This window comes from Capnocytophaga canis (assembly GCF_000827555.1).
GTDB lineage: Bacteria > Bacteroidota > Bacteroidia > Flavobacteriales > Flavobacteriaceae > Capnocytophaga > Capnocytophaga canis.
Window position 1 is genome coordinate 20,701 of record NZ_CDOI01000144.1, and the last position, 14,239, is coordinate 34,939.

Consider the following 14,239-nt stretch of genomic DNA (forward strand, 5'->3'; position numbering starts at 1 on the left):
GTATATTATGACTAATATCCCTTCGCTTTTTGGGCATTTTTCAATTTAGGATTTCTGTCGATAGCTGAAATTGGGAAAGGTAAACGTATAAACTTGTCTTCCCAACGACGTTTCTGAGCCAATTCACCGTGAATACTATAAATGCTTTTCATTACTTGCGAAGATATTCCCCAACGTCTAATATCGTTCCAACGGTGTCCCTCTCCTGCCAACTCAATACGACGTTCATTACGAATTACCTCACGCATAGCTTCTTTTGAAAGTCCTGCTGTCACATCGGGCATTCCTACACGTGAACGTACCTCGTTAAGAGCTTCATATACAGAAGCATCGGCTCCAGCAACTTCGTTCTGAGCCTCGGCATACATTAGTAGAATTTCAGCGTAACGAATTAATGGATAATCATTTACTTTTCGGTAGACGCCATTTTCAGGGTCAACCATTTTTCTGTAATTATACCCTGTTTTTGATGTGTTGCTTGCTTTTCCGTTGTTTTGCCAAACGAATTTGCTATCTCCTATGAGAGTGTTCCAAATAGCTCCTGGGAACAAAATGGAAGCATACAAACGTGTATCTCGGTTTTTAAACTCATCAAGATAAGAAGGTTGATAGTCTCCATTGTTGTAACGCACTTTTCGTTCATCATCCGTTGGAGGAGTAAAAGCCGTTCCGTCAGCTTTCCAATAAGAATTAACTAATTCCAAAGTAGGCGTAATAGAACTCCATCCACCACTAGTGTTACTTGATAACAAGTATAGACCAATGTAATTAAAATTATCCTCTATAAATTCTTGATTTAAAATGACCTCTACATTATTTTTATTCTCCTCCCAGAACATCTTTTCATAACTACGAAGCCCGTTGTAAAATTTTTGTTTGTGGGTATTGTCAGTGAAATCAATAAAAGCAGAATAATCATCTTTATCGCTATTTATGTCTACGTCTAATTTGAAGAGTCTATAACCCATTCCCATAATGTTTCGAGTAGCTTCAACCACTTGTGGATATTGACCATAAAACATATGTACACGTGCTTTTACAGCATAGCCTGCAGCTCTCCCCAAACGACTTTTTACCGAAGGCGTAGTAGGTAAATCAGGAATGCTTTCGGTTAGTTCATTAAGTACAAAGTTAATTACATCATTTTCAGAAGTGGGTTCTATTTGTCCCTGCTCAGTTTCTGTAATAGACGTTTTGATAAGAGGTACAGCCCCGAATCTGGAAGCCATATTGAAATAAAACCAAGCTCGAAGGGTTCTTACTTCTGCTTTATACTGTTTCTTTAAAGCATCAGACATAGGAACTCTGTCAATATTTTCTAAAAAATAATTAAAACGTCGTAACCCTGTAAAGCCATAACCGAAATCGTGATTGTCGGTAATGTCTCCTGCCGAAGCTACAGTAGCTTTGCTTTCCCAAGGATATTGGCAAAATGAATTATCTGCATAACCATCATCATACGCGTCATAAACACTCGAAGGGAGATACGCATAGCAACCAAGCAAAGCTCGTGTGGCATCGTCTTGGGTTTTCCAAAAACTATCGGAAAAAATTTTGTCCTGAGGCTCTCTGTCCAGATTACAACCCGCAATGAACAGCCCTACTACTAACGGAATTATATACTTTATTTTCATGTTGATTTTTTTTTTAAAATGATAAATTTACACCGAAAATGATATTTTTCATATTAGGATAAGTACCCCGAGCAGAAGGTGCTTCAGGATCAAAATCCTTCATACGATTATCCGCACGGAAAGTTATCAAGTTCGTTCCTGAGAGATAAAAACGTACCTTTTGACATCCCATGTGTCGGCTCACCTCTTCTGGCATAGTATACCCTAGAATAATACTTTTAATACGGAAGTAATCAGCATCGTATAGCCAAAAAGATGAAGTTTTGGTGTTGTGATCATTAGCTGAAGTGATAAGCAAACGAGGGTAATTAGCGTTAGGATCAGGATTTTGAGTTGTCCAACGTCCTAAATGATATTCTTTACCTCCAGCTCCATTGAAAAACGCCTGTGAAGCTTCTCCTGAGAGATAAACCATTACATCATTTACTCCTTGTCCTTGAACTGAAAAATCAAAACCTTTGTACGATACATCAAAACTTAATCCATACGTAAAATAGGGAACATCATTTCCTAAAACAGTACGGTCGTTAGCATCGAATTTTCCGTCATGATTCACATCAACATACTTAATATCACCAGCGGCTGTGTTGGTACTTTGTTTTACGTGATTGGCAACTTCTTCCGCATTTCTGAATAACCCTTGAGCTTGATATCCGTAGAAAGCACCGATTGATTCTCCTTCTTTGATGATAAAATTCCCACTGATTTGATTATCTTGTCCTTGTAAATCAAGAACTTTATTCCAAATTTTCGAAAAGTTCCCTGAAATACCATATTTCAGTTCGCCAATCTCTCCTCTGTAAGAAACAATTGCTTCAATCCCTTTGTTAGAAACCTTTCCTGCGTTTGTAGAGGCTTGCTCTTTATTTCCTAATCCTAATTCATAAGGTTGTGGTTTTTTCAATAAAATATCAGTAGTTAATTTGTCAAAAACATCTAATTGAACGTTTAATGAATTTCTGAAAAATGAAGCGTCAAGCCCGAAGTTCGTCATTGTAACGGTTTCCCAAGTCATATCTTTATTAACTTGAATAGAAGGCCAAGCTCCATCTGCTTTAACCCCGTTAGTAATGTATGCCGAACCAACTCCTAACGCATCAAAATAATCATAGTATCCCACATTGTTTACGTTACCCAATTGCCCCCACGACGCACGTAATTTCAAATCTGAAAGCCAATCAATATTTTCCATAAAATTCTCTTGTGAAATACGATACGCTGCAGAGAATGAAGGGAATACACCTAATCGATTATCTTTATGGAATTGTGAAGATTGGTCAGCACGTACATTGGCCTCAAATAAATATTTACTAGCGTAGTTATACTTTAAACGGCTAAAGTAAGACAAAAATGCTCGTTCTTCAATTCTACCATCATTACCTAAATTTTCAGCTTTTCCTGAACCTGCATTAATTGAGTTTAGATTGTTATTAGGAAAATCTTTACGTGAAGCACGAATCCACTCGTATCTATAATCCTCGTATTGAGTTCCTGCCATCAGTGAGAAATCATGATTATTTAAAGAAAGATCATAGTTTGCATAAAGCTGGGAAACTAAATTTTTAGTGTGTTCCCAAGTCTTAGTCATTTTATTAATCGTATTTTCCCCTTGGGTTCCGTTCATTGGTTGCTTGCTGATAAACCCGATTAGTTTTTCTACCTTATTCTCGAAGTTTGTATCTCTTTTGTCATAGGTTCTATACGATAACTGCCCCGTAAGGCTTAATCCCTTTATAGGTTTCCAGACTCCATTTAATGAGGCATTGAATCTAGTGGTCATGTAATCATTTCTACCATATTCAGCAATTTTTCGGAGAGGGTTGTTTTCCGCTAAAACAGTACTTTGACTGCCTCCGGTTACAGTTCCCCAGCTTCCATCGGTGTGGCGTGCTACGGTTAGTGGAGTCATTCGGTCTAAATCGGTAATAGAAAAATTACCGTCTCGTTTGTAATCATCACGAACGTATGAAATATTTGTTCCTAAGGTAAATTCGTCTGTGAAATCACGCTCCGTATTGGCTCTGAAACTGTATCTGTCCAATAAACGTCCTTTTACTACGGATTCTTGTTCATAAAATGTTCCACTTACAAAATAACGTGTTTTTCCTCCTCCTGAAAGGCTAATATTATGCTCTTGAATAGGGATTTGTTTTCTAAAAACCAATGAATACCAATCGTTATTAGGATATAAATCAGGTGAATCTTGTGCCACGATTCTGTCCATAGCCATCTGATCGTAAATAGCATTTTTACCTGCATTTACGTTGGCTTCATTCAAGAGTGTAGCGTAATCGTAGGCGTTTAATTTTTTAGGAAGAATAGTTGGCGATTGAAAACCGTAATATCCGTTGTAAGAAATATTGGCTTTTCCCTCTTTCCCTTTTTTGGTAGTCACCAAGAAAACTCCGTAAGCAGCTCTGGCTCCGTAAATCGCTGAAGCAGCAGCATCTTTCAAGATACTGATACTTTCAATATCTCCAGCGTAAATTCGTTGAAAATCACCTTCACTAACAGGTACACCATCAACTATATAGAGCGGTGCTGCAGTGCCGAGATTTCCACGTCCACGTATGTTGATGTTCCCCATATCCCCACCGATGTCGCCTGGCCGAGAAATAATTGTTACACCAGGAGCAACACCTTGTAGAGCGTTTGCAAGCGATGTAGTAGCCTTTCCTTCAATCGCTTCGGCTTTGACCGTATTTACGGTACCTGTGAGGTTGGCTTTCTTCTGAGTTCCGTAGCCCACTACAACTACGTCGTCTAATTGTTCAGCTTCTTCTTCAAGCAAAACATTGATAATCAATGTTTTACCCCCCCCCTGTAACTTTTTTACTCTGCGTATGGAAGCCCATAAAGCTGAACTCAAGTACATCGCCTTCTTGGGCTTGAATTTCATAATTTCCATCGAAATCAGAACTCACCCCTCGGGTTGTCCCCTTTACTAAAACATTTGCACCTGGTAGTGGCGCGTTGTTCTGGTCGGTAATTTTACCAGTTACCTTTACTTGTGCTAACAAAGGCGAAGTCAAAAACGCTAGCACAAATAGCATTAATACGTGTTTATACATTTCTTTTATGTGTTGGTTTTACCCCACAAAAGTATATAAAACTCGAAACAAAACAAAAGTTTAAATGTTAATTTTTTTTCATTTTTTTTATTTAATTCATATAGAGTTGTTTAAAAATATACTTCCCGCTTTTTTCTTATAGCCAAATTTAATTATCTCAATACAAATGTGATTAATATCATTTCTTAGCTTATAGAAATAGAAAAGAAACACATTTTGTTAATCTTAAAAAAAATAAAATCATCTTAAAAAAATCTTTGTTCAAATATTTTGTTAAAGAAATAACAGTTTTTAAAGCGATTTGTTTCTTTAAAAACTTTCTCAAAGGAATGTAGTTTATTTAGAATTTATATAAATTGAAATGAAACAGAATAACTTTTTTTTGTATTTTAAGAATATGTTATACTTTTGTGTCTTGAATCAATAAATGTTTAGAGTTCAACTATCGAAATATTAGATAATATATTTTTAATATGAAAAAGGTTAAAAACCATAACTTGTTTGGTGTCAGTGTTTTCTCTATTTTACTGACATTCATGTTTTCAACTTCGGCTTTTGCACAGGGCGATCCAGCTAAGGGAGAGACTTTGTTTAAGGCAAACTGTATGGCTTGTCACCAGTTGGATAAGCGTACTATTGGACCTGCCTTGGGTGGAGTTACTGAAAGGAGAACCACTGAATGGCTTCATGCGTGGATCAAAAATAGTGAAAAATTGATTGCCTCAGGAGACGCTGATGCTAAAGCTATTTTTGAGGAATTCAATCAAGTGCCCATGGCACCCTATGAAGACATTTTATCAGAGCAAGATATAAATGACATCTTAGCGTATACAGCTAATCCGCCAGTAGTGGAAGAGGTAGAAGAGGAGGTGTTTGTTCCTGTGGAACGCCCTGAGGTTGTTGCCGAAAGATCGCTCATCTACTTTATCACTATTGTTGGTATACTTGCAATTATTGTTGCGTTGATTGTTATTTTGTCGGTGTTGAATATGGCTTCCAAAGTTATTGCTGAAGGAAACATTACAACGGAAGAGTTTTCAAAACGTAAAGAAGGTTTCTTGGTTAGAGCATTTGCCGAAAATCCGTTCTTTGTACTGACTACGGTAACAATTTTGTTGTTCGGTTCAACCTATGCAATGTATGGATACTTTATGCAAGTAGATGTTAACCAAGGATATGAACCTATTCAACCGATTCACTTCTCTCACAAAATTCACGCAGGAGATAACCAAATTGATTGTAAGTTGTGTCACTCTGCAGCTCGTGTGTCAAAAACAGCGGGTATACCATCTTTAAATGTATGTATGAACTGTCATGAAACCATTTCAGAATATAAGGGTGAGCCAGATATGGTTAATGGTTATACACGTGAATTCTATTCTAACGAGATTAAAAAATTGTATGACGCAGTAGGCTGGGATGCTCAGAACTTCAAATATACAGGAGAGACGAAGCCAGTACGTTGGGTACGTGTTCATAATCTACCTGATTTCGCTTACTTTAACCACTCGCAACACGTAACAGTGGCAGGGGTGGATTGTCAACAATGCCACGGAAAAGTAGAAGAAATGGAGATCTTACATCAACATGCTCCATTGACAATGGGATGGTGTGTGGACTGCCACAGAAAAACCGAGGTGAACACTGATAATGGATATTATGAAAACTATAAAGAAGTTCACGCAGAGTTGGCTAAAAAACTTAACGTAGAAAAACTTACTATCGCTCAATTGGGTGGTTTGGAATGTGGTAAGTGTCACTACTAATTTTCGATTTATTATTTTTTAAAGAGTTAAATTTCAGAATATAACTAACTATGGCATCAAACAAAAAATACTGGAAAAGTGTAGAAGAACTTAATGAGAATTCAGTCATAGATACACTGAAACAGAATGAGTTTGTCGAAGAAATCCCAGTAGATGAGTTTTTAGGAGATAAGGCTACCTTAGAGTCCTCATCCACAACCCGTCGTGATTTCTTGAAATATGTAGGTTTCACTACGGCAGCTGCTACTTTAGCAGCTTGTGAAGGGCCTGTTCACAAAGCAGTTCCTTATGTTGTGTTACCCGAACAAATTCGTCCAGGAGTAGCTGACTACTATGCTACGGCAATTGCTGACGGATATGATTTCGCAAGTGTACTTGTGAAAACCCGTGAAGGAAGACCTATTTTAATTGAACATAATAAAGAAGCAAACTCCCATTGTGAGGCAAATGCTCGTGTGATTGCTTCGGTATTGAGCCTGTATGACAATCTCCGTGTAAAAAATCCGATTGCAAAAGGAGGTTCAGCTATATCTTGGAATGATTTAGATGCAGAGGCTATGAAAGCCTTGGAGAAAGCAGCACAAGAGGAGAAGCAAATTGTCGTATTCAGTCATACTTTAGCAAGTCCTTCAACCTATAAGTTAATTGAGAATCTCAAAGAAAAATATCCTACCGTGAAATTGGTGGAGTATGATGCCATTTCAGAAGAAGCTACTCTAAACGCATTTCAAAAAAAATATGGAGTTCGAGCAATGGCGGACTATGACTTTACAAAAGCAGATGTAATTGTTTCTTTTGGAGCTGATTTTATCGCTGATTGGCAGGGAGGTGGCTTTGAGGGAGCGTATGCCCAAAAGCGTATCCCAAAAAATGGGAAAATGTCAAGACACATTCAGTTTGAGTCAAATATGACTTTAACAGGAGCGAATGCTGACAAACGAGTACCTTTGACTCCTTCACAACAAAAAGTTGCATTAGCGAAATTCTATGGTTATTTAACTGGGATTTCTGTATCAGGAAATTTAGATGCTAAAGTAGAAGAGCAGGTTAAAAAGGCTGCTGAACAAGTGAAAAGAGCTGGAACAAGAGCCGTAGTAGTTTCAGGTATTCAAGACGAAAATGCTCAATTGCTAGTATTGGATATTAACGAAAGATTACAAAGCGTAGCTTTCAACACAAAGAACCCTATCAACGTTCGCAAGGGAAGTCTTGTGGCTTTGAAAGAATTGATAGCTGATATGAACAGTGGAAAAGTAGGGGTTCTGATTATCAATAATTTAAATCCATTATACACTTTGCCTAACGCAGCAGAGTTTGAAACAGCTCTACAAAAGGTAGCTTTTTCAGTGTCTTTTTCAATGAAAGCAGATGAAACGGCAATTAAAACAAATTATATAGCTGCAGCACCTCACTATCTCGAGTCTTGGGGAGATGTTGAATTTAAAAAAGGATACTATGGTTTAACACAACCAACAATCCGCCCTCTGTTTGACACACGTCAATTACAGGATGCATTGTTAAAATGGTCTGGATCAGACAAAACATACTACGATTTTATTAAAGAAAATTGGACAGTTTCCATTTTGGGTGAAGCTAAATGGAATAAAGCTTTACATGATGGAGTATTTGTTTCAGCTAAAGAAGAATTAGCAGTAAGTAATGAGGTTTCTGTGAATGAAGCACTTAACTCGTTGGCAAAAACTTCGACCAATGGGTTTGAATTGACTTTGTACTCAAAAATAGGAATTGGAGACGGGCAACAAGCTAATAACCCTTGGTTACAAGAGTTACCAGATCCGATCACGAGAACTACGTGGGACAACTACTTAACCATGTCATCCTATGATGCTAAAGAATTAGGCATTAAAAACTGGCACGTAGCTACCGGAGCTTTAGACGGGAACTACGCGGAGATTACTGTAAATGGAATTACGCTGAAGGTTCCTGTACTTATTCAACCAGGACAAGCGAGAGGTTCTGTTGGTTTAGCATTTGGCTACGGGAAAAAAGAAGCTATGAAAAAAGAGATGCAAGTGGGAGTTAATGCTTACCCACTGTATCAGAACTTCGATAATGTACAAAGTGTAACCATCAAAAATATTGGAGGGACGCATGAATTTGCTTGTGTTCAGTTGCACAATACCCTTATGGGACGTGGGGATGTTTTGAAAGAAACTACTTTAGAAGAGTTTAACACGAAAGATGCGAAAGAGTGGAATGTAAAACCAGTGGTGTCATTAGATCACAAAGAGGTATTAGCTTCCAGCGTTTCTCTTTGGGAAACTTTCGATCGTTCCTCAGGGCATCACTTCAATCTATCTATTGATCTAAACGCTTGTACGGGCTGTGGAGCGTGTGTGATAGCTTGTCATGCAGAAAATAACGTTCCAGTAGTTGGGAAAGAAGAAATGAGACGTTCGCGAGATATGCACTGGTTGCGTATTGACCGATATTATTCTTCGGCAGATACCTTCAAAGGTGATTTAGAGACTAAAGCGGGAATTGAGGGATTGAGTGCTGCACTTTCTACCTACGGAGAGATGGAAGACCCAGCTGAAAATCCGCAAGTAGCGTTCCAACCGGTTATGTGTCAGCATTGTAATAACGCTCCATGTGAAACGGTATGTCCAGTAGCTGCAACCTCACACGGTCGTCAAGGACAAAATCACATGGCATATAATCGTTGTGTGGGAACACGTTACTGTGCTAACAACTGTCCTTATAAAGTACGACGTTTCAACTGGTTCTTATACAACAATAACGATGAGTTCGACTTCAACATGAATAACGATTTGGGTAAAATGGTATTGAATCCAGATGTAACGGTTCGTTCACGTGGGGTTATGGAAAAATGTTCATTCTGTATCCAACAGACTCAGGCTGTTATCTTGAAAGCTAAAAATGAGGGTCGTGCAGTTCGTGAAGGAGAGTTCAATAACGCTTGTGCTTGTTCAGCAGCTTGTGGGACAGGAGCTATGGTGTTTGGTGATATCAACGAGAAAAATAGCGAAATCGCTAAATTGATAACCGACGACAGAGCATATCATTTGTTGGAACACATCGGGACACGTCCGAATGTGGTGTACCAAGTGAAAGTAAGAAATACGAACGAAGCATAAAAATAATTTAATAACTAAGAAATAATATAATAAGGATATGGCGTCGCATTATGAAGCACCTATACGAAAACCCTTAGTAACAGGCGATAAATCGTATCACGATGTTACGGTAGATATCGCCCGTCCAGTAGAGGGTAAAGCGAACAGGTTATGGTGGATTGTATTTTCCATTTCATTAGTAGCTTTCCTTTGGGGGTTGGGAAGTATGATTTATACAGTATCAGTAGGTATTGGTACTTGGGGATTAAATAAAACAATCGGTTGGGCTTGGGATATTACCAACTTCGTTTGGTGGGTTGGTATAGGACACGCAGGAACCTTGATTTCTGCTGTGTTGTTGCTTTTCCGCCAAAAATGGAGAATGGCTGTAAACCGCTCAGCCGAAGCAATGACTATTTTCTCTGTAGTTCAGGCGGGACTCTTTCCGATTATTCACATGGGAAGACCTTGGTTGGCGTACTGGGTAATGCCAATTCCAAACCAGTTTGGGTCGCTATGGGTAAACTTTAACTCTCCGCTTTTGTGGGACGTATTCGCGATTTCTACCTATCTTTCGGTATCGTTGGTATTCTGGTGGACAGGTCTGCTTCCTGATTTTGCCATGTTGCGTGACCGTGCCGTAAAACCTTTCCAGAAAAAGATTTACAGTTTAGTAAGTTTTGGTTGGAGTGGACGTGCTAAGGATTGGCAACGTTTTGAAGAGGTTTCTCTTGTTTTGGCAGGTTTGGCAACTCCGTTGGTACTTTCCGTACACACCATCGTATCGTTTGACTTTGCTACCTCGGTAATTCCAGGTTGGCATACTACTATCTTCCCGCCTTACTTCGTTGCTGGGGCAATCTTTTCAGGTTTTGCGATGGTAAATACGCTTTTGATTATCATGCGTAAAGTATGTAATTTTGAAGATTACATCACCATTCAACATATTGAATTGATGAACATCGTAATTATGATTACAGGTTCTATCGTAGGATGTGCATACATCACGGAGTTATTCGTAGCGTGGTACTCAGGTGTAGAGTATGAGCAATACGCTTTCTTGAACCGTGCTACAGGACCTTACGCTTGGGCTTACTGGTTGATGATGGGATGTAACGTATTTTCTCCACAATTCATGTGGTTCAAAAAATTGAGAAGAAGCATTATGTTCTCGTTCATCATTTCGCTTGTGGTAAACGTAGGAATGTGGTTTGAGCGTTTCGTGATTATAGTAACATCTTTGCATAGAGATTATTTGCCTTCATCTTGGACAATGTTCTCACCTACCTTCGTTGATATTGGAATTTATATCGGAACTATTGGATTCTTCTTCGTGTTGTTCTTGTTGTATGCACGAACATTCCCAGTGATTGCACAGGCTGAGGTAAAATCAATCTTGAAATCATCTGGCGAGAAATATAAAAAACTAAGAGATAACGACCCTAATCATTAATCATCATGAGTAAGAAAGTAGTACAAGCATTATATAATGATGATGATATTTTAATGGCAGCTGTAAAAACAGTTCGTTCTAAAAATCATCAGATTTCGGAAATATATACTCCATTTCCTGTTCACGGATTGGACAAAGCCATGGGGTTAGCTCCTACGCGATTAGCGATAGCTTCGTTCATTTACGGCTGTATAGGGTTAACTGTAGCTACCTTGATGGTTAATTATATCATGATCGAAGATTGGCCACAGGATATTGGAGGAAAACCAAGTATGACATTTTTACAAAATATGCCTTCTTTTGTTCCTGTCATGTTTGAGATGACGGTATTTTTTGCAGCTCACTTGATGGTAATTACTTTCTTTTTGCGAAGTAAATTATGGCCATTTAAAGAAGCAGAAAACCCTGATGTAAGAACTACTGACGACCATTTTTTGATGGAAATCGCAGTAACTGAAAACAATGTAAGTGAAGTAACAACTCTATTGAAGGAAACAGGAGCTGTTGAAATTAAAATAGCAGAAAAATAGGAGATATGAAAAATATAGTTAAAATAGCTTTATTCAGCAGTGTATCTTTACTTTTAGTATCTTGCTTTAACAAACGCGAGCCGAACTATCAATTTATGCCGAATATGTATGAAAGTGTTGGATATGAGACTTATCAACAATCACCGGCATTTAAGGACAGTATGCAAGCTCAACTACCTGTAGCAGGTACCATCAAAAGAGGATGGCAACCGTATGAGTACGCGGACACACCAGCGGATTTGTTACTTGCAAAAGAAGAACTGAAAAGCCCATTAGTAGCTGATACAGAAAACCTTGAGCAAGGTAAGTTTTTGTATGACATCTATTGTGCTGTTTGCCATGGTGAGAAAGGTGACGGAAAAGGAATTTTGGTTGAAAGAGGTAAATTTGGAGGAGTGCCAAGTTATGCCGATAAGAATCGTGTTATTACACCAGGCGGAACGTATCACGTCATTTATTATGGGCTGAATGCTATGGGTTCGTATGCCTCACAAATCAATGAAAAAGAACGTTGGCAAGTGGCGTTGTACGTAGAAAAACTACGTGATGAGTTAGTAAAATAATTTCCTAAAAGAAAGATATTTAGATTATGTATACATTTTCAAATAAATTAAGACTTACAGCAATTGTCCTTATCATCATTGGGATTATTGGAATTGGAGTTGGATTTTTCACAGCACCCAAAACTGTAGAAGACGTTAAAACCATGGAACAAGCTCATCATTCTGACGCTCACGCTGATGCTCACCACGATGATGCTCATTATGAACATGTGTTACATCAATTGCAGAACAAGCCTTGGGCTGCGGTTTATGTGGCGGCCTTGTTTTTCATGTTGATTTCTTTGGGAGTATTGGCTTTCTATGCAATCAATCGTGTGGCACAAGCAGGTTGGTCTCCTGTGCTTTTTAGAGTCATGGAAGGAATCACAGCATACTTATTTCCTGGAGTGGTTATTGTTTTTACCTTATTGGTACTTTCAGGGATGCATTTCAACCATCTTTTCATATGGATGGATGAAACAGTGGTGGCTCACGATGCTCTTTTACAGGGTAAACAAGGCTATTTGAACGTGCCTTTCTTCTTGGGGAGAGCCGCGTTTTATATGTTAGGTTGGGTAGGCTACCGTTATATTTCGAGACGTTTGTCGATAGCTGAGGACACAGCAACCACTAATCGTCCGTTTGTTAGAAATTTCAAGTGGGCAGCTGGATTCTTGGTGTTTTTCTTGGTTACCGAATCGATGATGTCTTGGGATTGGATTATGAGTGTTGATCCGCACTGGTTCAGTACTTTGTTCGGATGGTATGTATTTGCAAGTTTCTTTGTATCAGGGATTACAGTCATCGCAATGATTACAATCTATTTGAAAAGTCGTGGTTTTTTACCTCATGTGAATAGTAGTCATCTGCATGATTTGACTAAGTTTATGTTCGGTTTGTCAATTTTTTGGACATACTTGTGGTTTTCTCAGTTTCTATTACTTTGGTATTCCAACATTCCAGAAGAGGTGACTTATTATGTTTCAAGAATTAGAGATTATAAAGTGTTATTCTTTGGAATGTTACTGTTGAATTTCATTTTGCCTTTGTTGGTGTTAGTTAATACAGATTACAAACGTATCAGCAAATTGGTTTTCGCTATGGGAATTGTAATTTTGGTAGGACACTACGTTGATTTTTACGTAATGATTATGCCGGCTACTGTTGGAGATCAATGGAGCATAGGAATTACTGAGATTTCTGCTGTATTATTCTTTTTAGGGTTGTTTATCTTTGTGGTGTTCACTGCATTATCCAAGTATCCGTTGTTGCCAAAAGGCAATCCGTTTATTGAAGAAAGCAAGCATTATCACTATTAGGATTCATAGTTACATTTTTAATATTTACTCAAGAAGCTATCCGAAATAAGATTTGGGTAGCTTTTTGGTTTTTGAAATGGTGGCTATAGTTGGTGTACTATAAATTTACGGATATCCTCAAAGAAAGAAAAAAAATCATTTTCAAATACGGATTCGTGTTCAATAAGGGGTTTGATTGCATATTGCATATTTGATTTAAATCCAGTTCGTCTGTCCATTTGGTAGAGAATCTTTTCCATGCCCTCTAATGAAGCATATGCTAAGAGCCAATTATCTTTAATCATATGTTGCATTATAAAAATAGTATGTTCATTCAATTTACTTTTCTCACATTCAAGTAGTTCATAAAATTGTTGAACATAGTCTTCTAGGCGGATGTCGGAATACAAGTTCCAGTTTTTTGCTAGAAAATAATCGTAAAAAACATCTGTAATCACTCCTGAATAATGTCCAAATTTAGGGACTAATCGTTTTCGGCTACTTCGAAAAGTGGGGTTAGTGTCAGTGAAAGTGTCTATTTGCCGATGTAATAAAATACCTTTTTGTATCGGTTCAGGGAAAGAAAGATACTGCTTTCCACGAACGGTATCCGCCATAAAATTTCCAATTTTTACTAAGTTGTCTTCTTCTCCCGATAAATAGATGTGTGCCAAAAAATTCATAGTCAACCTATTTTCTGGCAAAAATATAAAATACGTAGGAATTTATCTATATTTGCAATAATGATAGTTTATAAAAAATGAGGAAACGAAAAAGACAACATACCGCTAAGAAGAGAAAAGAATTTTCATGGAATAAGTTCCTCGTCGTATTTATTCTTTTTTTT

Annotated in this window: 10 protein-coding genes; 6 read left to right on the forward strand and 4 right to left on the reverse strand. The window is 38.0% G+C overall.

All coding sequences use genetic code 11. The features are described 5' to 3' along the window. Window positions 1–11: 11 nt before the first annotated feature. From CCAND38_RS05610 to CCAND38_RS11365, 3 genes are read right to left on the reverse strand one after another with little or no spacing between them, the layout of a single operon-like run. On the reverse strand, window positions 12–1,634 hold the full coding sequence (locus CCAND38_RS05610) for a RagB/SusD family nutrient uptake outer membrane protein (protein ID WP_042344275.1): 1,623 nt from the start codon (window positions 1,632–1,634) through the stop codon (window positions 12–14). A 13-nt stretch (window positions 1,635–1,647) separates the two neighbouring features. Then, window positions 1,648–4,440, reverse strand: coding sequence for a SusC/RagA family TonB-linked outer membrane protein (locus tag CCAND38_RS05615; RefSeq protein ID WP_052458143.1), 2,793 nt, complete (start codon window positions 4,438–4,440; stop codon window positions 1,648–1,650). A 4-nt stretch (window positions 4,441–4,444) separates the two neighbouring features. Next, complete coding sequence (locus CCAND38_RS11365; RefSeq protein ID WP_052458145.1) at window positions 4,445–4,705, reverse strand: carboxypeptidase-like regulatory domain-containing protein; 261 nt, start codon at window positions 4,703–4,705, stop codon at window positions 4,445–4,447. A gap of 473 nt (window positions 4,706–5,178) precedes the next feature. Between CCAND38_RS11365 and CCAND38_RS05620 the strand changes: the two genes are divergently transcribed. Genes CCAND38_RS05620 through CCAND38_RS05645 form a run of 6 tightly spaced genes read left to right on the forward strand, consistent with a single transcriptional unit; the run spans window position 5,179 to window position 13,413 of the window. After that, entirely contained in the window at window positions 5,179–6,471 is a 1,293-nt protein-coding gene (locus CCAND38_RS05620; RefSeq protein WP_042344277.1) for a c-type cytochrome, read from the forward strand. Window positions 6,472–6,521: 50 nt separating this feature from the next. After that, window positions 6,522–9,590 carry a TAT-variant-translocated molybdopterin oxidoreductase gene (locus CCAND38_RS05625; RefSeq protein WP_042344278.1) on the forward strand — a complete coding sequence of 1,023 codons (3,069 nt, stop codon included), beginning with the start codon at window positions 6,522–6,524 and terminating at the stop codon, window positions 9,588–9,590. Between the two features lie 37 nt (window positions 9,591–9,627). Continuing rightward, window positions 9,628–11,022, forward strand: a complete 1,395-nt coding sequence (gene nrfD, locus CCAND38_RS05630) for an NrfD/PsrC family molybdoenzyme membrane anchor subunit (protein WP_042008345.1) — start codon at window positions 9,628–9,630, stop codon at window positions 11,020–11,022. Window positions 11,023–11,027: 5 nt separating this feature from the next. Continuing rightward, on the forward strand, window positions 11,028–11,552 hold the full coding sequence (locus CCAND38_RS05635) for a DUF3341 domain-containing protein (protein ID WP_042008348.1): 525 nt from the start codon (window positions 11,028–11,030) through the stop codon (window positions 11,550–11,552). A gap of 5 nt (window positions 11,553–11,557) precedes the next feature. Next, window positions 11,558–12,115 carry a c-type cytochrome gene (locus CCAND38_RS05640; protein ID WP_042008350.1) on the forward strand — a complete coding sequence of 186 codons (558 nt, stop codon included), beginning with the start codon at window positions 11,558–11,560 and terminating at the stop codon, window positions 12,113–12,115. Window positions 12,116–12,141: 26 nt separating this feature from the next. Continuing rightward, the gene (locus tag CCAND38_RS05645; protein ID WP_042344280.1) at window positions 12,142–13,413 is read left to right on the forward strand and encodes a hypothetical protein; all 1,272 of its coding nucleotides are present in this window, start codon (window positions 12,142–12,144) and stop codon (window positions 13,411–13,413) included. Window positions 13,414–13,496: 83 nt separating this feature from the next. On the opposite strand, the gene CCAND38_RS05650 is transcribed toward CCAND38_RS05645, so the two are convergent. Beyond that, window positions 13,497–14,075, reverse strand: coding sequence for an acyl carrier protein phosphodiesterase (locus tag CCAND38_RS05650; protein WP_042344282.1), 579 nt, complete (start codon window positions 14,073–14,075; stop codon window positions 13,497–13,499). Window positions 14,076–14,239: the final 164 nt, after the last annotated feature.